General features: G+C 58.2%; 22 protein-coding genes. 10 read left to right on the top strand and 12 right to left on the bottom strand.

Going from position 1 to position 26,209, the window contains the following annotated elements:
- Positions 1-26 precede the first annotated feature (26 nt).
- From BM035_RS11695 to BM035_RS11680, 4 genes are all read left to right on the top strand, one after another.
- Positions 27-1,493, top strand: a complete 1,467-nt coding sequence (locus BM035_RS11695) for a DUF5666 domain-containing protein (protein WP_092031978.1) — start codon at positions 27-29, stop codon at positions 1,491-1,493.
- Positions 1,494-1,575: 82 nt separating this feature from the next.
- Positions 1,576-2,427: a DUF6502 family protein gene (locus tag BM035_RS11690; RefSeq protein ID WP_092031976.1), complete on the top strand. Its 852-nt coding sequence runs from the start codon at positions 1,576-1,578 to the stop codon at positions 2,425-2,427.
- A gap of 76 nt (positions 2,428-2,503) precedes the next feature.
- Entirely contained in the window at positions 2,504-4,018 is a 1,515-nt protein-coding gene (locus tag BM035_RS11685; protein ID WP_008175271.1) for a DUF5666 domain-containing protein, read from the top strand.
- A 127-nt stretch (positions 4,019-4,145) separates the two neighbouring features.
- Positions 4,146-6,086: a methyl-accepting chemotaxis protein gene (locus BM035_RS11680; RefSeq protein ID WP_008175270.1), complete on the top strand. Its 1,941-nt coding sequence runs from the start codon at positions 4,146-4,148 to the stop codon at positions 6,084-6,086.
- Here the strand turns inward: BM035_RS11680 and BM035_RS11675 are convergent.
- Positions 6,083-7,057 (bottom strand): NAD(P)H-dependent flavin oxidoreductase, encoded by a 975-nt coding sequence (locus tag BM035_RS11675; protein ID WP_008175269.1) that lies wholly within the window; start codon positions 7,055-7,057, stop codon positions 6,083-6,085. The genes BM035_RS11680 and BM035_RS11675 overlap by 4 nt on opposite strands.
- Before the next feature lie 126 nt (positions 7,058-7,183).
- On the opposite strand from BM035_RS11675, the gene BM035_RS11670 reads away from it, so the two are divergent.
- The 3 genes from BM035_RS11670 (at position 7,184) to BM035_RS11660 (ending at position 9,823) form a co-directional block, all read left to right on the top strand.
- Positions 7,184-7,915: a DsbA family protein gene (locus BM035_RS11670; RefSeq protein WP_008175268.1), complete on the top strand. Its 732-nt coding sequence runs from the start codon at positions 7,184-7,186 to the stop codon at positions 7,913-7,915.
- A 135-nt stretch (positions 7,916-8,050) separates the two neighbouring features.
- Positions 8,051-9,070 (top strand): oxygen-dependent tRNA uridine(34) hydroxylase TrhO, encoded by a 1,020-nt coding sequence (gene trhO / locus BM035_RS11665; protein ID WP_008175267.1) that lies wholly within the window; start codon positions 8,051-8,053, stop codon positions 9,068-9,070.
- 21 nt (positions 9,071-9,091) lie between these two features.
- Complete coding sequence (locus BM035_RS11660) at positions 9,092-9,823, top strand: DUF481 domain-containing protein (protein ID WP_008175266.1); 732 nt, start codon at positions 9,092-9,094, stop codon at positions 9,821-9,823.
- 51 nt (positions 9,824-9,874) lie between these two features.
- On the opposite strand, the gene BM035_RS11655 is transcribed toward BM035_RS11660, so the two are convergent.
- From BM035_RS11655 to BM035_RS11640, 4 genes are all read right to left on the bottom strand, one after another.
- Positions 9,875-10,822 (bottom strand): YbgA family protein, encoded by a 948-nt coding sequence (locus BM035_RS11655; RefSeq protein WP_008175265.1) that lies wholly within the window; start codon positions 10,820-10,822, stop codon positions 9,875-9,877.
- A 103-nt stretch (positions 10,823-10,925) separates the two neighbouring features.
- On the bottom strand, positions 10,926-13,169 hold the full coding sequence (locus BM035_RS11650) for a glycosyltransferase (RefSeq protein ID WP_008175264.1): 2,244 nt from the start codon (positions 13,167-13,169) through the stop codon (positions 10,926-10,928).
- A complete protein-coding gene (locus BM035_RS11645) occupies positions 13,166-14,224 on the bottom strand; it encodes a lysylphosphatidylglycerol synthase transmembrane domain-containing protein (protein WP_008175262.1) in 1,059 nt (352 codons plus the stop codon). The genes BM035_RS11650 and BM035_RS11645 overlap by 4 nt, the downstream gene beginning before the upstream one ends.
- A gap of 97 nt (positions 14,225-14,321) precedes the next feature.
- Positions 14,322-14,981 (bottom strand): GntR family transcriptional regulator, encoded by a 660-nt coding sequence (locus tag BM035_RS11640; RefSeq protein WP_008175260.1) that lies wholly within the window; start codon positions 14,979-14,981, stop codon positions 14,322-14,324.
- A 251-nt stretch (positions 14,982-15,232) separates the two neighbouring features.
- Between BM035_RS11640 and BM035_RS11635 the strand changes: the two genes are divergently transcribed.
- Together BM035_RS11635 and gloA are read left to right on the top strand one after the other, a co-directional pair.
- On the top strand, positions 15,233-16,369 hold the full coding sequence (locus BM035_RS11635; protein WP_008175258.1) for an alkane 1-monooxygenase: 1,137 nt from the start codon (positions 15,233-15,235) through the stop codon (positions 16,367-16,369).
- A gap of 291 nt (positions 16,370-16,660) precedes the next feature.
- A complete protein-coding gene (gene gloA, locus BM035_RS11630; RefSeq protein WP_008175256.1) occupies positions 16,661-17,209 on the top strand; it encodes a lactoylglutathione lyase in 549 nt (182 codons plus the stop codon).
- A gap of 6 nt (positions 17,210-17,215) precedes the next feature.
- Here the strand turns inward: gloA and BM035_RS11625 are convergent, their stop codons facing one another.
- The 7 genes from BM035_RS11625 to atzF form a co-directional block, all read right to left on the bottom strand.
- A complete protein-coding gene (locus tag BM035_RS11625; RefSeq protein WP_092031973.1) occupies positions 17,216-18,169 on the bottom strand; it encodes a DMT family transporter in 954 nt (317 codons plus the stop codon).
- The gene (locus tag BM035_RS11620) at positions 18,166-18,819 is read right to left on the bottom strand and encodes a LutC/YkgG family protein (RefSeq protein ID WP_008175252.1); all 654 of its coding nucleotides are present in this window, start codon (positions 18,817-18,819) and stop codon (positions 18,166-18,168) included. The genes BM035_RS11625 and BM035_RS11620 overlap by 4 nt, the downstream gene beginning before the upstream one ends.
- Positions 18,816-20,255: a LutB/LldF family L-lactate oxidation iron-sulfur protein gene (locus tag BM035_RS11615; RefSeq protein WP_008175234.1), complete on the bottom strand. Its 1,440-nt coding sequence runs from the start codon at positions 20,253-20,255 to the stop codon at positions 18,816-18,818. Before BM035_RS11615 ends, BM035_RS11620 begins: the two co-directional genes overlap by 4 nt.
- Positions 20,248-21,030: a (Fe-S)-binding protein gene (locus BM035_RS11610; protein WP_008175233.1), complete on the bottom strand. Its 783-nt coding sequence runs from the start codon at positions 21,028-21,030 to the stop codon at positions 20,248-20,250. Before BM035_RS11610 ends, BM035_RS11615 begins: the two co-directional genes overlap by 8 nt.
- A gap of 151 nt (positions 21,031-21,181) precedes the next feature.
- Positions 21,182-21,451: a ComEA family DNA-binding protein gene (locus BM035_RS11605; RefSeq protein ID WP_008175232.1), complete on the bottom strand. Its 270-nt coding sequence runs from the start codon at positions 21,449-21,451 to the stop codon at positions 21,182-21,184.
- Between the two features lie 461 nt (positions 21,452-21,912).
- Positions 21,913-22,605, bottom strand: coding sequence for a GntR family transcriptional regulator (locus BM035_RS11600; protein ID WP_008175230.1), 693 nt, complete (start codon positions 22,603-22,605; stop codon positions 21,913-21,915).
- Between the two features lie 44 nt (positions 22,606-22,649).
- Positions 22,650-24,464: an allophanate hydrolase gene (gene atzF, locus BM035_RS11595; RefSeq protein WP_092032126.1), complete on the bottom strand. Its 1,815-nt coding sequence runs from the start codon at positions 24,462-24,464 to the stop codon at positions 22,650-22,652.
- A gap of 352 nt (positions 24,465-24,816) precedes the next feature.
- Between atzF and urtA the strand changes: the two genes are divergently transcribed.
- Positions 24,817-26,124, top strand: coding sequence for an urea ABC transporter substrate-binding protein (urtA, locus tag BM035_RS11590; RefSeq protein WP_008175225.1), 1,308 nt, complete (start codon positions 24,817-24,819; stop codon positions 26,122-26,124).
- Positions 26,125-26,209: the final 85 nt, after the last annotated feature.

Here is a 26,209-nt window from a genome sequence, read left to right as displayed (position 1 = left end):
CGCAATAACAAGCCTGGAGAAGGACGATGAATCGCAAACCTTTAGCAATCGCAGTGAAGCTGGCCATGACGGGAGCTCTGGCCGGTGCCCTTGCCGCTTGTGGCGGCGGAGGCTCCGGAGACACCTCTACCAGTGGCACCTCATCCGGTACCAGTGTCGGGGCGGTATCGGGCTTCGGCAGTGTTTACGTTAACGGTACTCGCTTTGGGACCGATGGCAGCGTTAGCAGCGACGATGGTCTGGAGCGTGAGGACCAGCTCGAAAAGGGCATGATCCTTAAAATTAAGGGCGACTGGGATGACCGTGGCCAGGGCCGGGCCGACAGGGTCAGTTACGACGATACCCTGCGCGGACCGATTTCCGGTATGAGCTGGGACGATGTAACCCGCACCGGAAGTCTCACGATGCTGGGCCAGACTATCGCATTGGACGGCAAAACTGTCTTTCGTGGCGTGACTCCGACGACCCTGGCTGGCAACCCCCAGGGATATCGCGTAAGGGTCAGCGCCTGGCGTCTTGAGGATGGCAGCTTCCGGGCAAGCTTTGTTGGTGCCCGGGCCATTGGCCTGGAATTCGATGACAACAACGAAGTAGAAATCGAAGGCGTTGTTGCCGATCTGGACACAAGCGCCCAGACCTTCACCATCAACGGTTTTATTATCGATTACACCAGTGCGGTAGGAGACGATGATTTCTCCCTCGATGACCTGGCAAACGGAATCGCTGTCGAAGTGGAAGGGACGCTGAACGGCAACACCATCTTGGCCGAGGAAATCGATGATGAGGATGACCTCTTCGACGATGATGACGATGTCGAAATCTCCGGAAGCATTTATGACTATGACGCCGCCAGCGGACAGTTCTCGGTAAATGGGGTGCGCGTCCAGATTGATGGGGGCACCGAGTTCGACGATCTCCGCGAAAGCAGCCTTGCGGATGGCCTGTTCGTGAAAGTGGAAGGGGATTTCCGCAATGGCGTCCTGGTGGCTGAAGAGATCGAAGGCCGGGATTCCGATGCCGAGCTGGATGGTCGCATCGAGTCTCTTGATCTGACCAATGAAACCATGGTCGTCAGTGGCGTCCGGGTTCAGCTGACCGGCAACACCCTGATTGATGACGACGACGATGACGAAGATGGCCTTCGCAGTCGCGTCCAGGATATCCAGAGCCTGCAGGTGGGTGACTATCTCGAAATTGAAGGTCGCCAGCAGAGCAGTGAAGGCGGATTCCTCGAGGCCATCAGCATCGAGCGTGAGGATGACGATGACGATGACGATTTTGAGCTTGAGGCACGGGTGAGTGCCATCGGAGCCGATTCCATCACCATCATGAATCTTGAGGTGCTCCGAAATGGCTACAGCCTGTCCGGCGCCCAGGTTGGTGATGAAGTGGAAATCGAGTATCGCCAGACCAGCGGTGGCGAGTATGAGCTCACCGACAACGTCGAAGTCGATGACGATAGTGACGACGGCAATGGCAGCAATGATGATTGATCAGTGAGCCGAAGGTGCGGGTCGGACAGTTGTCGGCCCGCATCCTGGCTTTCGAAGTCGCTATGGGAATACAATCCCAAACATGAAAAAGCCCAACCCCCTGCATCAAGCGCTGTTTCGCATTCTGCGCCCTCTGGCGAGGTTGCTGTTGCGCAATGGTATTCCTTTCGGTGAGTTCTCCGAGCTGGTTAAACGTGCCTACGTGGAAGCCGCCCTGGAGGACTTCACCGACGACCGGAGAAAGCCCACGGACTCACGGGCTGCAGTAATGACCGGGCTGACCCGAAAGGAAGTCAAACGCCAGCGGGAGATCCTGGCAGGGGAGGATGCTGGGAGCCGCGACGTGCTTCATACCAACCGGGCGTCCCGGGTGGTATCGGGCTGGGTCCACGATGCGGTGTTTCAGGCCAAGGACGGAGAGCCTGCAATGCTGGCTTTCGACGGGCCTGCAAGCTTCAGCGAGCTGGTCAAACGCTACAGTGGCGACATGCCGCCCCGTTCCGTGCTGGATGAACTGCTTCGGGTGGGGGTGGTTTCCGTGGAGGGGGAATCTGGCCGCCTGGTCCTGCAGCAAAGGGCCTTTGTCCCGGCAGGAGACAGCGAGGAAATGCTGCAGATTTTCGGTGAAGACGTATCGGATCTCATCGCAACCATTGATCACAATCTGGTCAGTGACGAGTCCGGGCAGCCACCTCTGTTCCAGAGAACCCTGACCTACAACAATATCCCTCCGGAAGTGATGGAGCGCTGGCGCAGGCACGCAGCCGAACGTTCCCAGTCTCTTCTGGAAGAACTGGACAAGTGGCTTGGTCCCCATGATCGGGATATATCCGGTCAAGAGCCTGAAAGTGTATCCGGTGAGCCCGTCCGAACCGGCGTGAGCATCTTCTTCTTTGAAGAGCCCGCCGGAAAAGGCGGCCGGGGTGGGGAATAAAAAAGTTTCCGCAGGCGCTTTAAACAAGCGATATGACAGATGCCGGCCAGGAACGCCGGTTACGGAGATAAAGGTTATGAAACGGCACTTCTGCAATCGTGTTATTGGGCTGGCAGCCGGCACAGTGGTCTTCGGGGCGATCTCCGCCTGCGGTGGCGCTGGCGGAGGCCTTGATGTTGCCGATGGTGGTATCCGGGGCACCGGGTCCAGCGTTGGTCCGGTTTCCGGATTCGGAAGTGTTTTTGTTAATGGCGTTGAATTCAGCACCGATGACATTCCGAATCGGGAAGTGGAAAGCAATGACGGCATCACTGCTGAAGGCCTTCTGAGTGAAGGAATGATTCTCAGGGTTGAAGGCGAGTGGTTTGATGATGGCGAAGGCACGGCCGAGAAGCTCAGTTACGACGATACATTGCGGGGTCCGGTAGACCTAGTGACCGCCGATCCAAGTGGTGCCGGTGAATTCGTGACCCTTTCAGTGATGGGGCAATCCGTGCGGGTTGATCGCCAGACGGTGGTTCGCGGCACAACTTACGCCACACTGCTTGGCGAACCCTCTATCACAGATCATGTCCGTGTCAGCGCCTGGCGTCAGGCCGATGGCTCCTATCGGGCCGGCTACATCGCGGTCATCAATCCGGATCTGACTAGTATCGAGTTGGAAGGCACATTGTCAGCGGTGGATATATCCCAGAATCAATTCACGATTGGCACGATCACCGTTGAATATGATGAGAACAGCGTCAGTTTCGGATCAGACCTGACCGAGGCGAACCTGATCAACGGCGCTGTCCTGGAGGTAGAGGGAACCCTGTCAGGAAGCGTGTTGACTGCCGCTACCATTGACCGGGACGACGCCCGACGCTTCAGTCGCAGCAGTGCTGACGATATCGAGTTCACCGCGATAATTGATGCGCCCTATACCGCTTCCGGTATCAGCTCACGCCCGGGAGAGTTTACGATGGGAGGTCTGACCGTTCGGGTGACAGATGCAACCGAACTGGATGACAGCATTACTCTCGACGAGCTTACCGAAGGGCTCCTGATACAGGTGGAAGGGCAGTTCGTCTCGGATACGGTTGTTGAAGCGGAGGAAATTGAGATCCGGGACGGCAATGCGAAAGTGAAGGGAGTAGTTTCTTCCTCTGCTGACAACTCTTTCCTAGTCGGCGGTGTTGAAGTTCGGATTTCGTCGACGACTGCCTTCACTGTCGAAGACGGCTCTGGTATCTCATTCCAGACCCTCCCCATTGGTTCGACCACAGTGGAGGTCGAGGGCATTGAGAAAGAGCAGGGTGCAGATGTATTTATCGAAGCTTTGAAGGTGGAGGTTGATGACGAAATTGCAGATTTCGATGATCGAGATCTTTACGAGCTTGAAGGAAAGCTTACGAGCATCACTCCGAGCACCATCACGGTTCTCGGTGTATCGATCGATGCCGGACCAGCGGTTTACGACAGTAATACTCAAAGTGAAATTATTGATCGTTTTGATGATGGCGAGCTTTTGATTCTCGAAGTTGAATATTCGAGGAACGGGAACAACTTCATCGCCGACGAAATCGATCTGGAAGAAAGCGATGACGATTAACTACAAAACCCGTACATAAATGCGGCCCACTCCGGCCCGGGTTTTGCTATACATACGGACACGCCAGGCAGGGACGCTGTTGCCGACTGTGCAGGATGCATGAAGCACACATGCTAGCGGAGTCCGTATGTCACTCAGTTTTATCCGGCGGCTGATCTCTAGCCGCCTTCTCCGACCGGTTTTTGTTGTTCTGGTCGTTGCCGGTCTGGTTCAGGTCCTGGTCAGCCAGTGGCTGATTTCCAGCCAGGTAGAGCGCCTGGTAGACACCGCAGGGTCCGCCCTTGAGGCCAGCAGCCAGCAGGTCAGTGCCTCCTTCGGTGATACCCGTGAGGATGTCCGATCCCGCCTGGAGACCATGCGGCAGAAGACCACCGAGGAACTCTCCGCCGAACTCACCCGCCAGCAGACGGCGCAGCAGGAACGCGTTGCCGGCAACGTTCGCACCGCTGTAATGGCGGAAGCCCAGGGTCTGGCTGACGTCCTCGCCGCTGTTGCGGCCCCGCTGATCTGGGATCGGGATGTCCCGCGCCTCACCGATCTTGTCGAACTGGCCGACGCACGTGAATCGGTTCTGTTTGCCGTGTATTACGACCAGTACGGTGAACGCCTGACCCGTTATGTGGACCGCACCGATGACCGGGTGCGCACCTTAATGGAGCAGGGGGAAGGTCGCGGTGCGGCAAATCGGGTCCTGGATGCGGCAAGTCGCGACCCCAACGTGGTCATCATTACTGCCGATATCGCTCCCCAGGGTTCCGCCATTGGTCAGCTGAAGCTGGGACTGTCGCTCGAAGGCATCAATCAGGACCTGGCGGCTCTGGAGCAGGAATTCAGCACTACCATCACCGGCAGCATCGACGCGCTGCATGACACCCTCGAATCAGAAACCGAGCAGGTTAACCAGCGCCTTCAGCAGCAGTTGGCGAGTATGGACGCTGACACTCGCTCCAGAATCCAGAACACTGTGGAGGCGTTGAATACCGAAGCCTCGAGCCTCTCCGCCAATTTGAGCATGTTGGCAATCGGTTCCGTGGTGGTTCTGATCCTGCTGGTGGCCCTGGTGCTCGGTGGAGGCTTGCTGCCCAGAGTTTTCCGTTTGAGCTCGGCGATCTGGGGTATCGCCGATGGCGAGGCCGATCTCACCCGCCGGGTTTCCATGAAAGGCAAGGATGAGCTCACGGAAATGGCGCAAGGCGTGAACCGCTTTATTGGACGAATCCAGGAGCTGGTCTCCGACGTGAAAGAGTCCGCTGAATCGGCAGCCGGCCAGGCCCAGGCTCAGGGCGACATAAGCCGTAGTGCCGTGGCCGCGGTGAATCGTCAGGAGCAGGACGTAGCCGAGGTGTCTGGCACCATGGAAGCCATGTCCCGCAGCATCTCTGAGGTGGCTGAGAACATACAGGACATCGCCGGATCGGTGAGTAATGTCAGTTCCGAGAGCGAGGCCACCGCCGGTATTTCCCGGGATGTGCGAAACCGGCTGGATCAGGTGGTCCGTAACGTTGAGCAGGCAGTAGATGCGGTTAATCAGCTGGACCACCAGAGCAAGGAAATCGGTTCGGTGCTGTCGGTGATCGGTGCCATCGCAGAGCAAACCAACCTGCTGGCTCTCAACGCCGCTATTGAGGCGGCCCGCGCAGGAGAATCCGGCCGGGGCTTCGCCGTGGTGGCCGATGAGGTCCGCACCCTGGCAAGCCGGACCCAGGAGTCCACCACGGAGATCCAGTCCATCATTGAGCGTTTGCAGAAGGGCAGCCAACAGGCGGTCAGCGCTATCGGTGAAGTGTCAGGCCAGGTTGCAGAGTCGTCGTCGGAATTCCGTCGGGCTGACGAGCATTTCGACCGGATCAACCAGCTGCTCAGCAGCCTTCAGGATCGGGCCATGGCTATTTCATCCGTGGCGGAAGAGCAGGGCCGGCATGCCAGTGAGGTCAGCGTGAGCGTGAGCGATATTGCAGGCTCCTCCCGAGAGACGGTGGAAGCCATTGAGCGCTCCGACGAGGCCAGCGGCCAGATTGCCCGGACACTGACCTCGTTGAAGGATAAAGCCTCACAGTTCCAGGTTTAGGAACCTGTCGATAACAGGCGCTCCCGGGCGTTTCTGTACTCCTCGGTCAGACGGCTCACCAGTTCCGAGACGGACAGCACGTCGTGGATCTGGCTGACCCCCTGGCCGGCGGACCACACGGTTTTCCAGGCCTTTGCTTCATCATCAATAGGCTTCAGTTTTTCGCCGTAGTTGATCTCGCCGGCCTGGTTCAGTTCGTCCATGGGGAAGCCGGCCGCTTCCAGGCTCTGGCGCATAAAACTGGCGGGCACACCGGATACCGCCGGCGTATGAATAATGTCGCCAGACACTGCCTCAATGATCATGTTCCGGTAGGCCTCATCGGCCTGGGACTCGAACGTGTTTATAAAACGGGTACCCAGGTAGGCCAGGTCCGCACCGAGGGCCTGGGCCGCCAGCAGATCCTCACCATGGGATAGCCCCCCGGCCAGCAAAATCGTGCCGTCAAAGACTTCCCGGATTTCATGCACCAGAACGAACGGGTTGATCGTGCCCGCATGGCCACCGGCACCCGCTGCCACGGCAATAATGCCGTCCACACCGGCTTCGGCCGCCTTGCGGGCATGCTTCTGGTTGGTCACGTCATGGAACACCACCCCGCCGTAGCTGTGCACCGCCTCCACCACCTGGCTGGCGGCGCCCAGGGAGGTGATGATAATGGGCACCTTGTGTTTAACACACAGTTCCAGGTCTGCCTGCCAGCGCGGATTGGTCCGGTGCACGATCAGGTTCACGGCGTAGGGCGCCGTTTTTGCTTCCGGATTGGCGCTTCGGTAAGCGGCCAGCTCTTCGTTCATCTGGATGAGCCACTCCTCAAAGCCCTCGCTGGTGCGTTGGTTCAAAGCCGGGAAACTGCCAACGATGCCCTGCTTGCAGCAGGCGAGCGCCAGTTCGGGCCCAGAGATCAGAAACATGGGTGCGGCCACCAGGGGCAGTGAGAGAGAGTCTGTCAGGGAAGCGGGCAATGGCATGAGGATTCCTTAATTTTTGTTGGAACTTTTGTAGAATATAAAGGATCTTAGCGTGCCACGCTCGATCTGAAAACGGTCGCGAGCTAATTAATTCCGGAAACCATAAACACAATAAGGAGTCCCTCCATGGGTGAAGCAAAACGTCGCAAGGAAACCGGTGCGCCGCCGCCCCAAAAAGGAAAATCAAACAAGCTTTTGTATGCGGGTATCGGACTGCTTGCGCTTGCGGCAGTGCTTCTTGGCGTATTTTTCCTGACCGCTCCACCAAAACCAACGTCTGACGGGCTGCCTGTGGCCGCTCCGAATGCCGAGGACTTCCCCGCCCAGTTGGACCAGTTCGGTGTCTCCGTGGGTCCCGACGACGCACCGGTCGTGGTGCGTGAGTTTGCCGACTATCAATGCCCCGCCTGCGGCAACTTTGCCTCTGCCAGCAAGCAGTTGAAGGAAGAGTATGTGGCTGAGGGCAAGGTTCGCTTTGTCTACTTTGATCTGCCATTACAGCAGCATCAGAACGCCATGCCAGCCGCCCAGGCAGCACGCTGTGCCGGGGATCAGGACGCCTACTGGGCCATGCACGAACGCCTGTACGATTCCCAGACCGAGTGGAGCGGCTCGAACGATCCGGTTGCCACCTTTACCCGCTACGCCGGTGCTCTGGGCCTTGAAGAGCGGCGCTTCCGCCGGTGCATGACCACCGAGTTGCACCGGGAAGCTGTCGAGCAGAGCCGCCAAGTGGCCATGCAGCTTCGGGTAACCAGTACGCCGACGGTTCTGGTGGATAACATCCGCCTGACCCGTCCCGGCTGGGGCCAACTTTCCGCCGTCGTTGAGCGCGAACTGGCCAACGGGGCGGAGTGACCTGTTGAACCCCGGGTAACCCCGCACTTGATCGTGAGCCTGAGTTGGTTAAAATTTGCGCCCTCTCAGGCTCCCGCCTCAGATGAACCTCTAAACCATGCTCCGGATTTACGGTCCGGCCCGCAGGAGAACATGATGAGCAACAATGTTGTTGTCTGCGCACTGTACAAGTTCGCAGTCCTGAACGATTACAAATCCCTCCGCCAGCCGCTGCTGGATCTGATGCTTGATAAAGACGTGCATGGCACTTTGCTGCTGGCGCGCGAAGGCATCAACGGTACCATTGCCGGCAGCCGCGAAGGCATTGATGCCGTGAAAGCCTGGATCGCCAGCGACGAGCGGTTCGACGGCATTGATTACAAAGAGTCCTTTGTGGACATCCAGCCGTTCAAACGCACCAAAGTGAAGCTCAAGAAAGAGATCGTCACCATGGGTGTGGACGGTATTGATCCGAAGCGGATTGTCGGCACGTATGTGGATCCGAAAGAATGGAACAAACTGATTTCCGATCCGGATGTGGTGCTGGTGGATACCCGCAACCAGTACGAAGTGGAAATCGGCACCTTTGAAAATGCCGTCAATCCGGCCACGGATACCTTCCGGGAGTTCCCGGAATACGTGAAACAGAACCTGGATCCTTCGAAGCACAAGAAGGTGGCGATGTTCTGTACCGGTGGAATCCGCTGCGAGAAATCCACCGCGTATCTGAAGGAGCAGGGTTTCGAGGAGGTCTATCACCTCAAGGGTGGCATCCTGAAATACCTGGAAGAGGTACCGGAAGAGCAGAGCCTGTGGCACGGAGAGTGCTTTGTTTTTGATGACCGGGTAACGGTTAACCACCGGCTGGAGCGTGGCGATTACGACCAGTGCCATGCCTGCCGCAGGCCGATTACCGAAGAAGACAAGCAGCGCCCCGAATATGAACAGGGTGTGAGCTGCCATCAGTGCATCGAATCGCTGACCGAAGAGCAGAAAGCCCGGTTTGCCGAGCGTGAACGCCAGATGCGTCTGGCAGAGGAGCGGGGCGAAGCCCACGTTGGTGGTGAAGCCGCGCGCATCATTGCCGAGCGCAAGGCCCGGAAAAAGGCTGAAAGAGAACGTCAGGCCCGGAAAAGCCTCGATGGCGAGAGGGCGAGGAGCACCGAGGGCGCCTGACCAACCCCCAAAGGAGACTTCATGGATTTACGACAGGCTGTAGCCATTACCGCAGTTGCAATCGCGCCCTTTGCCAGTGCGCAGGAGGCAGACAACTGGAAGGGCGAAACCGAGCTGGGTGTGTTGATCACCTCGGGCACTACCGAAGAGACCAACATCAAGGGTCGCCTGGGGTTGGTCCATGAAGTCGAAACCTGGCGTAACACCGGCGAATTCCGCACCAACTATTCCGAGACTGAAGACGAAACCACTGCCGAGAAATATCAGGCCGCCCTGGAGACCGACTACAAGTTCGCCGAGAACCGGTACTGGTTTCTCCGTGGCTCCTATGAAGACGATCGCTTCTCCGGCTACGACTTCGAATCAACCGTAACCACGGGTTACGGCAACCGGGTCTGGAACTCCGGAGATCGCTCGTTTCTGGACCTCTCAGTAGGCGCCGGTTACCGCTACAACAAGCTGGATATGGTGAATGCGGAAGGCGAGGATACCGAGGAAGAGGCCATCGCCCGCCTTGCTGGCCAGTTTGATTACGCCCTTTCGGAAAATTCCCTGTTCCGTCAGAAGCTCAGTACCGAAGTTGGCCTGGACGAAAACAACACGGTGACCGAATCGGAAACATCGCTGCAGGCGAACGTGGTGGGGAATCTCTCCATGAAGGCTGCTTTCCGGGTCAAGCACGTGTCTGACGCTCCGGCCGGCTCCGAAAACACCGACACCGAAACGTCACTCTCGCTGCTCTACGGTTTCTAACTGCGTGAATTCGGGGTCAGATGAAAATTTCATCTGACCCCAACTTTATCTTCAGACGTTGTTACGCAGCCCCAGCTCATCTGGGTAGGGCGTCAAATACTGCTGGGCATGCAGGTAATCCACCGGCTCCCTTCTTTGGGCCATACGCAGCAGCGTCATGGGAACCACCAGCGGTACCTCGCCACGATGGTAGGCCTCCATCTGCTCCATCAACACCTTGCGGTCTTCATCGCCCATGGAATCCCTGAGGTAGCCCATCAGATGCTGCATGGCGTTCATGTGTGAACCCCGGCTTACCTTCTTGCTCATGGCCTCCATGAACTGGTGGATATAGCGTTCGGCAATGTCTTCCAACGGCTCGGACTTCAGGTCTCCAAGCATCGGACCAAGCTGGCGGTAGATCTTTTCGGAGTGAGCCAGAAGCTGGAATTTGTGGCGGGTATGGAATTCAATCAGCGCCCTGGCCGAGAGCTTGTCTCCGGCCACGTTCTGCATCCAGTCGTCGTAGGCGAAAACTCTTTCAACGAAATTCTCCCGGATCATGTTGTCGTTCAGTCGGCCTTCCTCTTCCACCGGCATCAGAGGGTAGGCCTTCAGCAGCGCCTCGGCAAACATGCCCCGGCCATCCCGGCGGGTTACATTGCCATCCTCGTTATGTACCTTGATCCGCTCCATGCCACAGCTCGGGGACTTGGCCATCAGGATGTAACCACGAAGGTCTGCCAGGGTCGGCATCACCTGTTCGATAAAGCCCTGCATGGCGTCGGTATGGTCCGCCGCGCCCTTGGTCTCGATCAGGCGCAGGCCATCACTGTATTCGCGCAGGTGGATCGCCGGGCGCGGAACGCCCAGGCCCGCTTCCAGCTCCGGGCAGATGGAGCGGAAATCAAAGTGTTTCGAGAGCACCTGGGTGCAGTAGCGGGAATGTTTATGGCCGCCATCATGGCGAACTTCCTTGCCCAGCAGGCAGGTGCTGATTCCGACGGGGATGCCGCTCACGTTAGTCTCCGATAATTAACCAGGTCTGATAGCTAAAACTGTCTTTGTAATACGTGAATTCAGTCTAGCCCGATCAGGCCGCTGCGGAAAACTGTAACCCCACCTATTCAGGATGGATTATCGAGCCTTTTCGTTTCTTCGCGGCCATGGCGAGTGTGGTGGCGTAGATGGTGCGGACGTCTTGGGCGAACTGCTCCACTGAGTAGTCCCTGGCAAATTCCAGGGCCTGTTCGGAGAGTTTTTCACGCAGATCGTCGTCTTCCAGTAGCTTTTTGACTTGCGCCCGCCACTGGTCCTGTTTTTCCGGCGTCTTGAAGCCGTTGAACCCGTGTCGGACAACGTCTTCAATGCCACTGGAGCGAACCGCTACGACCGGCAAACCGGCAGCCATCGCCTCCAGAATTACCATGCCCTGGGTTTCGGAGATGGAGGCGAACAGGAAGGCATCCCCCAGTCGGTACCAGGTGGCCATTTCGTCCGGCGGCACGGCACCAACAAGGGTGAAGTGTTGTTGAAGTCCCAGGTCTTCGATCTTCTTCTGCAAGCGGTCCTTTTGGTGGCCATCGCCGATCATCAGGAACCGGAAGGGCACATGGGTTTCCCGCCGCAGGGCATCAATGGCCTCAATCATGAAGTCGATGTTTTTCTCGTTCGAGAGCCGGGAAACACTGACAAACACTTTCTCATTCCTGAGCTTCAGCTTCTCCCGGAGTTGCTCGACGTCCTTTTCCTGAACCTCCTGGAACTTGTGATATTCAATGCCGGTAGGCTGCACGAAGGTCGGTGTTTTAACCCCGATCATCCGCAGATATTCCTCCGTGGAGTAGGTAGGCACGATCACACCGTCGCACTTGTTGGCAAAGCGTTTGATCAGCGCGTGCGAAATCAGGTTCCGGAACAGCATGCCGGGTAGCGGCACGAAGTGGGCGTAATGCTCCAGGCGGGTATGGTAGGTGTATATGGCCGGGATATTCAGGGTGCGAGCCACGAACAGGCCCAGCGACCCCAGCCAGAACGGATGGTGCAGATGGATGATATCCGGCTTGAACGCCCGAACCCGTTTGCGAATCCGCCCGAGGAAAATATTGGCCAGCCGGAATTCCCGCTTCTCGCCCATGGCCAGTAGCGAGGGCACTCGCAAAACGTGGGATTCGGTTTCCGGCTGCCCCTTGTAGCGGGGCGCCACGACCAGCAGTTTATCGCCAAGCGCTTCCAGGCCCCGGCGCAGGCGTTCAATGGAAATGGGTACCCCGCCGATGAAGGGCAGGTAGTTGTTGGTAAACATGGCCACCCGCATCGGTTTGTCCAGCCAGGGCGAGGGGTCCAGGTCGTAGTCCGGGTAATAATCCTTGCCGATGAAAATGGCGCCGTACAGCTTGATCGCAATGGCCGCAAACACGGCGACGATCAGAATAAAGTTGAGGTAACCGGTGTAGAACAGGGAGTAGATAAAGAACCAGAGACTTTCCAGCCGCTTCAGAACCGGGTGCTGGCCCACTTCCAGTCGCTGCAGACGGTGTGTTACCTCGCCATCTGAGTCTACATTCACCTGCACGTAGTGATAGAAACTGGTGTCGTTGTTCATAACCAGGCCACCGGCGCCACCCGTGGTAACGAAGGTGGTGTCTTCTACCGTCTTTTCCGAATAGAGCGAGAGGTTGGCTGAAAATACCCGGTCAACGTCATGCTCCTCGATGGCCTGTAGAAGGGCGTCCCGGAACTCGGGCGGCGCCAGGTAATCATCCTTCTGGTCGAACGGGGCATTCTCGTCCGGATGAAGGGGAGGGTGCCCGATGAACAAGATCCTCGCCTTCGACGTGTCCTGGGCCAGCAAATCCTTCAGCCAGCGGATCTGCCAGCGCCAGGGAGTTTTACCGGTGCTGTCCAGAAAAATCAGCCGGCTATTGCCCGCTTCGATACTGAAGAAGTGCGGGCCGAAGTGATCGTAGAAACGGAAACTGCCAAAGTCCTCGTACTCGTGGGCACCGAAGGTCAGCAGATAGGGGATCTCCAGGTGGCTCAGAGTGCCGTAGAGTGCCCGGTACTTGTCTTCGCCGCCACCACTGACAGCGTTCCCCGCCGAAACCAGAAAATCCAGCCCGGATCGATTCAGCTCCGGGATGATGCGGTCCTCGAAGATGCCCACCGAATTATTGATATTGCCCACCACCGCGAAACTGAAGGGCTCGCCGGGTTCAAGTGCCTGATAAATCCGTTCTACCTGCTCGGTATGAACCCCCTCGAAATCCTCCGTGAACAGATTCAGGTAGGTTTTGTAGCCAACCAGCAGAAACACCACCAGAAGACAGAGGTAAAACAGCAGCTTGAGTGGGTTTCGGAAGATCATCCGGCTCTCCTGCGATTGGCAACAAGTTCCTTCTGTAGCACCACCAGCCCGATAATCATGCCCAGATAGATGGTCAGCAGACGCCAGCAGACGATGACCAGAATCAGGTGGTTTCCCGAGAGGATATCCCGGAAGAAGCTCCCGAAAACACCCTCCGAGATGCCTGAGGCGCCCGGCGTGGGCGAGAAGTACATCACGAAGGTGGTCACAACCAGCAGGCCCACGGACATCACATAATCAACACTGTAGTCCAGGCTGTGCATCAGCAGCGCCGGGAAGCTGAACAGGCTAAGCAGAAACACGGCGGTGAACAGGATGGACAGCCAGACGAACACCGGAGCACCACGCAGGTAATCACCAAAGCTCCGTGACAGCCGCAGCATTTCCCGGCGTGCCTTGAACTGCCAGCGCCGATGGCGGGGTTCACTGATCAGATGGAGCCGACGCGCGGCCCTCAGCAGCCGGGCCAGGGGGCCGATCAGCCAGCGGGTCCGGAGCAGCAGAACCAGGAAAAAGCCGAGGTACAACACAATCAGAACTGCCAGAGCGGTGCCGATATCGCCAGTGATGGAATTGCCGTCCAGGGGTTTGAGCGTGAGCAGGAATACCGGCGTCAGCGAAAATATGAACAGCACCGCCAGGATCGTCCGGATCGTGGTCGCAGCCGTCGCACGCCCAATCGGAACGCCATGGTGGCTCAGAAACCAGATCTGGGCGAAACCGCCCCCGGTGGCCATCGGCGTGATGTTGGAAAAGAACAGATTGATAAACACCAGCCGCACCATGGCCGGCAGGGGAAGCCGGTGCCCCAGGGCTCTCAGGGTAAAATAGAGCCGAAGGCCATCCGAGATGAAATAAACCAGCAGAAGGCCAGCCACCGATAACAGGGTTCCCGGAGCGATCAGCCTGGTATCGAAGGTAAGGGTGCGTTCGGCGAACAGATGGTAAACGGCATACAGCCCGGCAGCGGTGAGCGCCACAAACAACAGACTGAAAACCGCCAGCCTTTTTCCCGAGGCACGCTTCGAATGGTTGATGTCCGTGGAGTCAGTCATGGGCTGCCCGTCAGAGTGAGACGGGCAGTTTACAGCGTAGGGTGTGGTGGGTGTCCAGTGTCGCTGGCGGCGAACCCCATGGATTCCAGGGTCGAGGTTAAGAAGTCAGAGCCTGGTGAATGAGAGACTTCTGGTGCTCCGCAAACTCCCGAATCAACGCCTGCGCCTTAACCGAATCCCGCGCCAGCACCGCCTGCGGCAGATTGGCAAAAAACTCACTGGTCTGCGTCAAACCTCGACGATACCGATCGGCACTCAGATAATAGGCCCGACTGACCGCCGGCTTGAAATTCGACAGTGCCTCCGTGAGATACGGATTCCCCACCACCTCACAACAGGCATCCATCACATCAAAACTCGCCTCAACCACCCCGGAGATGTCGGCAGATCCGTCGTTTATCTTGTCAACAACCTTGCTCACCGCCCCAAGCACCAGAGGCTTGTCGCGTTCCTGCCAGCGCTCGCACAAACGCACCGCCATCATCATCAGCAAGTGCATATAAACATCGTAGAGCTCCGAAGCATGGGCCGCATCCAGCCGGGTTGCCGAAGCGCCCTTACGGGGCGTGATCTCCACCAGATGCCAGCGCTCCAGGGTGTACAGGGCTTCCTTCACCGATGCCCGGCTCACCTTCAGTTTACCGGCGAGCGTGGCCTCCTGAATCCGCTCACCCGGACGAATCTGCCCGGTCATGATCCGTTCTGCAAGGTAATTGGCAATCTGCTCGGCCAGTGTGTTCGGCACCTGAAAATCCATAAAGGCTCTCTGGACAGGTCGTAAAAACCGGTCGGCTGCTGCAGTAAGCCGACCGGCGGAAGAGTATATGCGCATGAGTTTATCACAGCCTCGGAGTGCGATAGCGACAACGCCTTGATTCGGCGGGGCTTCCTGACAATTGTCAAAAAACCTCGCCAGAAATGTTGACGACTGATGTACTGTAGGACAATAATGCAGAAAACAACAGGTGATCAGAGTTTCACCAACAAGCATTTGATGGAGAGAACCCAATGAGCACAACGCAGTTATCGGTCAATCGCGAGGCCACCCGCCGAAGGATATTGCTGACCCTCAAGAAGTACAGCTACCTGATCGCCATGGTGCCCCTGTTGCTGCCGCCTCTGCTGCTGGCCGCCGGCCAGGCCACTGATCTGGTGAACCTGTTTTCCTGGGGCGTCCCCGTGGTCGTGTTCGGGATCATCCCGGTACTGGACATGCTGCTCGGCAAGGATTCCCTGAACCCGGATGAAGAAACCGACGTGCCGCGGATGGTCGGCGAACGGTTCTATAAAGCCATTACCCTGGGCTGGGTGGCAGGCTTTGCAGCCTTACTGGTCTGGAGCATGCTGGAACTGGCGTCCGGCACCTTCAGCCTGGTGGGCAGTATTGGCTGGATCGTCTCCATCGGCATCGTCGGAGGCCTCGGCATCAACGTCGCCCACGAACTCATCCACAAAGACGAAAAACTCGAAACTCGGGCCGGCGGCTTCCTGCTGTCACTGGTCTGCTACGCCGGTTTCAAAGTCGAACACCTGCGCGGCCACCACGTACACGTCTCCACCCCGGAAGATGCCTCCTCGTCACGCTACAACCAGTCCCTGTATAACTTCTTGCCCCAGGCCTACATGCGCAACTTCCTGAATGCCTGGAAACTGGAAGCCGAACGCCTGCAACGCAAAGGCCACAAAGCCCTCAGCTGGCGCAACGAACTGATCTGGTGGTACAGCATCAGCGCCCTGGCACTGGCTGGTTTCACCATCGCCTTCGGCTGGCTCGGCGCCGTCTTCTTCCTGGGCCAGAGCTTTATCGCCTTCACCCTCCTGGAAATCGTCAACTACCTCGAACACTACGGCCTGCACCGGAGAAAACTCGAAAACGGCCGCTACGAACGCACCGGCCCCGAACACAGCTGGAACAGCAACTACTTCCTCACCAACGTCTTCCTGTTCCACCTCCAACGCCACAGCGACCACCACGCCTGGGCCAAACGCAGATACCAGATCCTCCGCCACCACGACGTGGCTCCCCAACTACCGGCCGGCTACTCCGCAATGATCGTCCTGGCAATGTTCCCCCCACTCTGGCGGAGGGTAATGAACCCAAGGGTAGAGGCTTATTACGAAGGAGAAGAACACCAGTTGGCCTGAAAGCGGGCCACTCCAAAGGTTCGGTCGGCAGGGGTGTGAGGGGGTTCTTTCTGCAGGGAAACGACTGTCTGAGCGAAGCGAGTTCGGATTCCCGGAAGAAAGAACCCCCTCATGGCCCTGCCAGCCACCGATCTTCAGAGCGTCTCTGAAGAAACGCCGGCCTAAAAAACCGGCCCTCAAGACCCCGGCGGTTCGTCTCTGGCCCCGGGGTCTTTTTTCACGCCCTTGAAATCCCCCTGAAACGCACACAGGTATAACCTTTGAATCCTGCGAAAAAAAGGGAAAACCAACATGCCCAAGCATTTCGAACAGGCCCCTGGCCTATACGAAGAAACCGTTCCCGAAACCGAAGGTTACGTCTTCAACCAGACCATGATGCGCATCAAGGAACCCGAGCGCTCCATGGACTTCTACACCCGAGTGATGGGCATGCGCCTCGTTCGCAAACTGGACTTCCCCGAAATGAAGTTCACCCTGTATTTCCTTGGCTACCTGGATGATCGCCAGGCCGGCCTCGTGCCGCAGGACGATGCCCACCGCACCACCTACACCTTCGGCCGCGAAGCCATGCTTGAGCTCACCCACAACTGGGGCACCGAAGACGACAACGACTTCGGCTACCACAATGGCAACGACGAACCTCAGGGCTTCGGCCACATCGGCGTAGCGGTGCCAGACGTTTACGCCGCCTGCGACCGCTTTGAAAAGCTCGGTGTGGAGTTTGTGAAAAAGCCGGACGACGGCAAGATGAAAGGCCTGGCCTTTATCAAAGACCCGGACGGCTACTGGATTGAAATCCTGCAGCCGGACATGCTTGAGAAACAGCGCAAGGAAGACTGATCTTCCTTACTCCGCACCGGCCTCCTGGCCGGCTGCGGGTTTACGGCCGTAGCGGGAGGCCACCACCACCGCTGCGGTCAGAATCAGTGCCCCCGCAATACCAATCGGCCCCAGAATCTCCTCCAGAAACACCCAGGCCAGCAGCGCCACAAACAGCGGTTCCAGAGTCACGATGATGCTGGAGAGCGTGGCCGGTGTCGTTTTCATGCCAGAGAAAAAACACACATAGCCAATACAGGTTGGCACCACCCCCACATACACCACCATCAGCCAGTGCCCGATACTGAGAGTTTCCAGCCCCTCGAAACCGCCAGACAGGGCAACCACCGGCAACAGAATCAGCGCCGCCGTGAAGAAGCAGATAAACGCCGTCGTAAACACCGGGGTGCCAGCAGAGCTGTAACGGCTGGTGAGCGTAAAACCGGTGTACACACAGGCGGCCAGTAACGCCACCAGAATGCCCGCTAGCCGAAGTGTACCGGTGGTGTCCATATCGCTGAGAACCAGCATGCCCGTGCCCGCGATGGCGGCAAACAGCGACAGAACCGTCAAAAGGCTGGGCTTCTCTCCCAGAAGAGGCGCAGCAAGAATTGCCACCAGTACTGGCGGAAGGCAGAGCGCGATCAGGGTGGCGATGCCGGCACCGGTGAGGTCCACGGCCAGAAGGTAGCTGCCCTGGTAGAACGCCTGGAACAGGCCAAGGGCTGCCAGCGGAATCAGGGTCTTGCGGGTGAGGCTCCGTAGCGAACTGCCGGGCACTCTGGCGCCCGGGTTGGCGCGCTCAAGGCGTATCTGCTCCCGCCGCATCAGTAGCCAGAAAAACGGCAAGGCCACCGCCAGTCGCAGGAAGCCCAACGTAATGGCCTGCAGTTCGGTACCGGTAAACAGAAATTTCGCAACAATGCCCGTGGTCGCCCATAGCAGGGCAGCCAGGGCGATCAACAGGGCGCCTTGGATCATTCAATAATCAACACAATAAGCTCTTTGGGACCGTGAACACCGTAGGCAAGGGTTTGCTCGATGTCGGCGGTTTTGGAAGGGCCAGAGATTAGCAGGGCATTGGTCGGCATGCCAGCAGCCCAGTTCTGGGCCTTCATGGCTTCGTGGAAGGTGGTATAGAGCTCCGCGGCCCGGAGCACGGCAATGTGCACCGGCGGCACCAGGCTCATTAGCCGTGGCTCGTCCTCGTTTGGCCACAGGATCAGCGAGCCGGTTTCGGCAATACCGCCGCGGGTGGACGTAATGCTGGCGTCCACCTCGTTGAACAAATGCGACTGCCAGCTTTCGATAGGCTCGTCGTAGATCAACAGTTCCGGCAGATCGTTACGACCGGCAGTGCGAAGTGACTGTCCGATTTCGTGTTGTTTTGGAATCAGCAGATTCCTGGCCCCGCGGGTGTTCAGCACCTCCGCCAGGCGTTCCATCCACATGTCTTCGGTGCAGTGGTGCACCTCGCCGTGGACCGACTCGATCATCTTCTCGAACCGCTCGATACGCTCCTTTGTCGACCAGTCATCCCGTACCAGAACTGAAAAGTCGCACTCCGGCACCGTCAGTTCACCGCCGGTTCGGTTGCGCAGACGCTGAAGAATCGTTTCCCGGGAACTCATTGGCCACGCTCCTTCATTCGCTGGTGCAGGGTTTTGGCCGCCAGTTTGGGGGGCGTGCGGTAATCGGTCCAGGCGCCCGCTTTCGAGGGCTGCAATGCCCTGAATTTGCTGGCGGCACCGGTGCCGAAGCGATAAATGCCGGGGCTGGCGTGCATCCAGGCCCAGCCTTTCCAGATCATCGCTTCCATTGAGCTTCGCTTGGCCCCGTGGCCACGGACCTTGGCCGGGTGGAGCTTGTCGCCATCCACCGATTCCTGGCGCAGTCGCACCAACAGATCGGGAATGGGGATTTTCACCGGGCAGACCTCGCCACAGGCGCCACACAGACTGGAGGCGCTGGGCAGGTGCCGGCCTTCGTCCAGGCCAATCAGGTGCGGCATCAGGATCTTGCCGATCGGGCCCGGATAGGTGGTGCCATAGGCATGGCCGCCTACCCGTGTGTACACCGGGCAGTGGTTCATGCAGGCGCCGCAACGGATGCAGCGCAGGGTGTCCAGCAGCTCGTCGTCCTGGTAGATCGACGAGCGGCCGTTATCCACCAGCACCAGATGCACTTCTTCGGGCCCGTCCAGCTCCTCGGCCTTGCGCGGGCCGGAAATCATGTTGAAGTAGGTGGTGATGTGCTGGCCGGTAGCAGACCGGGTCAGCAGGGCGAGCAGGGCAGAGACGTCCTCCATGCTCGGCACCACCTTTTCTATGCCGGTAACGGCAATATGGCACTTGGGCACCGTGGTGGTCATCCGGCCATTGCCTTCGTTTTCCACCAGGCATAGGGTGCCGGTCTCCGCCACCGCAAAGTTAACCCCCGAAACGCCCACATCGGCATTCATGAACTTTTCCCGCAATTGCAGGCGGGCACTGGCGGTGAGGTATTCCACATCGTTGGACAGATCCGTGCCGGTTTTCTCGTGCAGCAACTGGGAGATCTCTCCAGTGTTCTTGTGAATCGCCGGCATGATAATGTGTGATGGCGTTTCATCCGCCAACTGCACAATGTACTCGCCCAGGTCCGATTCCAGGGCTTCGATCCCCTGTTCCTCCAGGTAATGGTTCAGCTCCATTTCCTCGGAGACCATGGACTTGCCCTTGATCACCGTCTTGGCATCCCGGGCCTTGCAGATGTCCCGCACAATCCGGCAGGCCTCATCGCCATCCACCGCCCAGTGCACCCTGATGCCGTTTTCGATCAGCTTTTTCTCAAGCTGCTCCAGCAAATCTGGCAGGTTGGCCAGGGCGCGGAGGCGAACGTTGGCACCCAGATCCCGGAGGGTTTCCAGATCCCAGCCCTCGAACGCCGTCTTGCGCTTGGACATCAGCCCGTCCATGGCGCTGCGGAAATTCTTGCGGATCTTGGGGTCGTGAATGGCCGCCTGAGCCCGCGGATGGAACTCTTTCACGTCGATGTGATGGCCAGTGTGCTCGGCTGTCTCACTCATGACTGCTGCCCCCTTTGCCCTGGGTGCGCGACCACAGGAAACTGAGAATGTGCTGGCCTTCAACAGGCTTCTGGTTTTTCTCGGCGTAGCCGGCGATGTTCATCAGGCAGCCGCAATCGGTGGTGACAAACTGCCTGGTGCCGGTATCCACCAGTGCATCCACCTTCTCGCTCACCATGGCGCTGGAAATCTCCGGGTGGCGAACCGCAAAGGTGCCGCCAAACCCGCAGCATTCCTCCGGCCGGATCTGCTCTACCAGGTTCACGTTTTTGAGTTGTCCCAGCAGTTTGGGTCCAACCTCGGCCACGCCCATTTCCCGGCGGGCGGAGCAGGAGGTGTGCATGGCCACGGTGGTGGGTTCGCCCAAATCTTCAAGTTTGATGTGGCAAACATTGAGCAGAAAATCCGTCAGCTCCCAGACCCGGCCCGCAACCTCAGCGGCTTTCACCTCATCCGTGGTGTCCTTGAAAAGGTCAGGGTAGTGCTTGCGCATCATCCCGCCACAGGAGCCGGATGGCACCACAATGGGCCAGTCGCCGGGGAACAGGTCGAGCTGGGCCCTGGCTACTGATCGGGCCTCGTCGTGATAACCGGAAGTGTAGGCTGGCTGGCCACAGCAGGTCTGGTTCTGGGGAAACAGCACCTCAATGCCTTCACGCTCCAGAAGTTCCACGCCGGCAATGCCCGCATCGGGGTAGAACATGTCCACCAGGCAGGTGCCGTAGAAATAGACTTTCGCGGGTTTTGCAGGATAAACCTTGATCGGATCAACCATGTGCGGATGCTCAACGGTTTTTGAATTGTTATCCAGCAATAATAGGGTGGCGAGCGCGGTGTTGCCAGACGACTTTATGGGTAGCCGGAAAGAGGGAGGAAAGGGATTCAGAAAGAGGAAGGGCAGCGGCAGCGCGCCACTGCCCGGGGTATTACTTCACGGTGAGGCGAGCGGCATTTTTCTCGATGGTACGTTCGCCAATGCCCTTCACATTTGCCAGGTCTGCGGTAACTGCAAAAGGACCATTCGCTTCGCGATAGGCAACGATGGCTTCGGCCTTGCTCTGGCCAATGCCGTTCAGGCTGGCGAGGGTAGCCACATCGGCCGTGTTGATATTGATAGCGGCGTCCTGGGCGTAGGCAAAACCGGTAACCAGGCTGAACAGCAGAACGAGTGTTGCGAAAAGCGGTGTGCGTTTCATAGATACGAGCTCCTGAAGCTGTGTTGCGTTTTTTGGTTTTGTGCCAGGGCGCAAAGCAGCAGAAGCGAAATGTAAAGAAGAGAGCAGAAATGTCTGTGGGTACGGGGAGTGCACGGACGGGACCACATTCCTTGTGATCCCCGATTCCGTGGCTGACCCCTGCCTGTTCCCTCAGGCGTGCGACTCATCCTGAGCGCGTCTTTCCTGTGATCATCCCTGTAAGCCCTGATCCTTCGGGCAACTCCCGAGCCGCGGAGGGCTCTTCCCTGGAGTTCTCATCCTTGAGCCAACGTTCCTTGCTGGCTTGTCATCCCTGACACTAACCATTCTACTTTGGATCGAATTCCTACCTATCGGAGAATCGCTCCATGGTTTGTGCGATATATCTTACGGATCTGTAAGCGTTTCGGCGGGTTCAATTATGAACCTGAGTTCAGTATTTCCGGGGCCTGAGAGGCAATTTATTGCTCACTGCGGTGGGCAGCAGCCGCCTCGCGGATTCGCTCCATGGTGATTTCCCGCACGGCCTTCTGGCTGGCACGGATATGACGGGTGAGACGATCCGCCGCCTCGCTTGCCTGCCCGTTGCGCAGTGCCTCCAGAATCGCGGCATGCTCCACGTAAGTGGCATCAATACGCTCGTCCCGGCTGAAGTCCAGGCGCCGCACAATCCTCAGCCTGTCGGTGATCTCACGATGAATTCGTGTCATCTCCCGGTTTCCGGCAGCGGCCACCAGATCGCAGTGAAAGCTCTCGTCCAGCATTCTGACGGTGCTGCCCACCGCGCGCTCGGATGGATGGTCCGGGTTCCAGAGGGCTACCAGGGTTCGCAGTGCTGCAGGCTCTTCAGGCAGGTTGCAGATTTTGTGCACGGCCGCCCGTTCGAGAGTGATGCGCAGGTCATAGAGTTCCTCCACCTGCTGGAAATCGAATGGCTTTACCTGCCAGCCACTGCGGAACAGCACCTCCACATGGCCCTCCCGCTGCAAGCGGTACAGTGCTTCCCGCACCGGTGTCCGGCTTGCGTTCAGGCGGGTTCCGACATCCCCCTCGCTGAATCGGTCGCCGGGGATCAGGCGGAACTCGAAGATGTCCTCTTTCAGGGCCTCATAAACCCTGTCGGCTACGGACTCTTTTCGTCTAGGGTTTGCCATTGGCACCGTTTCCCCTCGTGGAGCGCCAGATTGCCCCGGCTTGGTCAGGCTCTGGAGGCGATATAGGCGCGCCAGCCACCGAACTCTGTTACATCCTCTGCGCCCTCGAAGCCGTAGCCCTCACAAACAAAACCGTTTACCCACCGGCCATCAGCCAGCTCGACGTTGCCTATGCCCAGAGGCGCAGGAATCAGGTCCACAAAGGAGCCAAAGGCCGAGGCGGGCATTTCCCAGACTTCCACAATGATTTCCCTGCCTTCGCCAGGGGCCGCCCGTTTCAGCCCGGGCTTCGGCGGTGTGGTGTTTGGTAGGGCGAACAGCCGGTAGTTGGCAGACGTTGTGGTTTGCTCAAGCAGAACCGCGTAGCGCTCACTGAGCTGGGTGTTCAGGGGCATGCCACTGAGGTGGGCACCAACAACGGCCACCTTGATGGTGGGTGTCGAAATGGCGGCCCCGGGGGCTTCTTCGGGGCGGTCGTTGCCTGTAGCGCCCAAAGGGGTCGGGTGGGCATTCAGCCACTGGCACGCCAGGCGTTGCAGCTCCGTGTCTTTCCAGGCACCAGTTATCAGGGTAACGCCAAAGGGCAGGCCGTCGTCCCGGAAACCGGCAGGAATCGCGAGCGCACTCATGTCGGCCAGGTTCACGAAATTGGTGTAGGTGCCGAGTTGGCTGTTGAGTGCAACCGGGTCCGCATTTACCGCTTCGATGGTGGGAGCCGTCGGAGCCGTGGGCACCAGCAGGGCATCCACATCGGCTAACAGTTCATCGATCTGGCGCTGCAGCTCTTCCTTGCGGTACTGGGCCTTGAAGGTATCCGTGGCGCTGAAATTTCCGGCCTTGCTGATAATGCCTTTGACCACCGGGTTCATATCATCGCCGTGGCTGGCCATGAACGATTCCACCGCCGCGTGGCGTTCAGCCACCCAGGGGCCTTCGTAGAGCAGTGCAGCCAGTTCCAGCATGGGGCTGAAATCCAGCGGCACCAGTTCCACATTCTGTTGTCGCCACTGGCTGATGGCGGTATTCCAGGCCGCTTCTGCCTTCTGATCACCAAACCATTGCGGGTGGTCGGGAATCGCCAGTCGTTGGATGGGGCCGGGCCGCCGAAGGGCTGGCCCATCCAGAGGCAGCGCATAGGGAGGCTTGCGGGAAAATGCATCGGCGGCATCGAAGCCCGCCATGGTATCCGAGACCAGGCCGGCGTCATTCACGGTCAGCGCAAAAATGGACACGCAATCCAGTGAACGACAGGCCGGTACCACGCCGCGAATGCTGAAGAGCCCTTTGGTCGGTTTCAGCCCCACCAGATTATTCAGCCCGGCAGGCACCCGGCCGGAACCGGCGGTGTCGGTACCCAGGGCAAAAGGCACCAGACCTCTTGCAACCACAGAAGCCGAACCGGAGCTGGAGCCGCCGCTCACCACGTCCGGTTTGAAGCTGTTGGGCACGGCGCCATAGGGAGAGCGGGTGCCCACCAGGCCGGTTGCGAACTGGTCCAGGTTGGTTTTGCCGATGACGATGGCGCCGGCGGCCTTGAGTCTGGCCACGGTGGTGGCGTCTTCTTCCGGGGTATAGGCAAAGGCCGGGCAGGCTGCCGTTGTCTCAAATCCTGCCGCATCAATATTGTCTTTCGCGGCGAAGGGAATGCCGTAGAGCGGCAGCTTGTCGATCTCTTCGCCGGCGTCCTGGAGTTTCTGTTTCAGCCCGGCAAGGGCCTCATCCAGGCCTTTCTGGTCCAGAAGCGAAATCCAGGCGACGTCTTTTTTGTCCAGGCCGGTCAGTAACTCACCCAGCAATGACTCGGGCGTAGCGCCCTCTTTATAAGCAGTCTGCCAGTCCCTGATGGTCCATCCGAGCATTGAAGGCATTGGTCATCCTCATGTGCGTAATCAACTTGTATACATGTGGAATGGCAATGCTTGTGCCATTTGCCAATTTTTCTTGATAGTGAGCAGAAAACATAAGGTTATGAGTATTTTTGAGGCACAAGACGGTTCAGGTCTGCCCATATCAGGTGCGGCCGCACCAAAAACGCTCAAGAATGCTGCACTCCGGAGGCGTATTCAGGAGCGCGGATGCCTCTGGTTTGCCTTGTATACTAGATAAGCCTCTGTTTTTAATGGAGATATAAGGGTTATGGAACAGCAGATGCAAAGGCCCTGCTGCGTTTGAAGACGAACTGCATACCCAACCAAGAAAAGGACGCCTGAAATGAACCTCAAAAAACACGTGAAACTTGGCCTCTCTGCGCTCGCTCTCTCCATCTCTTTTAACTCCGTTGCAGCGGAAGATCCCATCAAGGTGGGCATCCTGCACTCACTGTCCGGCACCATGGCCATCAGTGAAACCGTTCTGAAAGACACCGTTGAAATGCTGATCGAACAACAGAACGCCAAGGGCGGTGTGCTCGGTCGTCAGATGGAAGCGGTTGTTGTAGACCCGGCCTCCAACTGGCCGCTGTTTGCTGAAAAAGCCCGCGAGCTTCTGGCCCAGGAAGAAGTCGACGTGATTTTCGGTAACTGGACCTCGGTTTCCCGTAAATCCGTACTGCCGGTGGTGGAAGAGCTGAACGGCCTTCTGTTTTACCCGGTTCAGTACGAGGGTGAGGAATCCTCCGAAAACGTCTTCTACACCGGCGCTGCGCCCAACCAGCAGGCGATTCCTGCGGTTAACTATCTGATGAACGAAATCGGCGTGGAGCGCTGGGTTCTGGCAGGTACCGACTACGTCTACCCGCGCACCACCAACAAGATCCTTGAGACCTACCTGATGGACATGGGTGTGGCCAAGGAAGACATCATGATCAACTACACGCCTTTCGGTCACTCCGACTGGCAGAACATCGTGTCTGATATCAAGCGTTTTGGTTCCGCCGGCAAGAAGACCGCCGTGGTCTCCACCATCAATGGCGACGCCAACGTGCCCTTCTACCGTGAACTGGGTAACCAGGGCATCGCGGCCTCCGACATCCCGGTTGTTGCCTTCTCCGTGGGCGAGCAGGAACTCTCCGGTATCGACACCGGCCCGCTGGTTGGCCACCTGGCCGCCTGGAACTACTTCATGAGCGTGGACAACGACGCTAACTACGACTTCATCGACCAGTGGATTGAGCACACCGGCAATGATGAAGCGGTCACCAACGACCCGATGGAAGCGCACTACATCGGCTTCAACATGTATGTGGAAGCGGTCAAGAAGGCCGGCACCACAGATGTTGATGCGGTAAAAGACGCCATCATCGGTGTGACCGTGCCCAACCTCACCGGTGGCTACGCCGCCATGATGCCCAACCACCACATCACCAAGCCGGTGCTGATCGGCGAGATCCAGGACAACGGCCAGTTTTCTGTGGTTTGGGAAACCTCTGGTCTGGTCGCGGGCGATGCCTGGTCTGACTACCTGCCTGGTTCGCGGGACATGATTGCAGATTGGCGCAAGCCGTTGTTCTGCGGCACGTTCAACACCGCAACCGGCACCTGTGGCGCGTCTGCGGGCGAAATGGCCGCTGAAGCCGAGTAAGGCTCAGACGGTAAAGCACCATCGACAGCCGGGGGTAGTTAAGCCTCCGGTTGTTGCCCCGCAACACGCTTGAAACAGACAGGAC

Origin of the sequence: Marinobacter sp. DSM 26671, from assembly GCF_900112835.1 — a bacterium.
Lineage (GTDB): Bacteria > Pseudomonadota > Gammaproteobacteria > Pseudomonadales > Oleiphilaceae > Marinobacter > Marinobacter flavimaris.
Note: the sequence above shows the minus strand (reverse complement) of the source record. Positions and strands in the feature narration are given on the sequence as shown.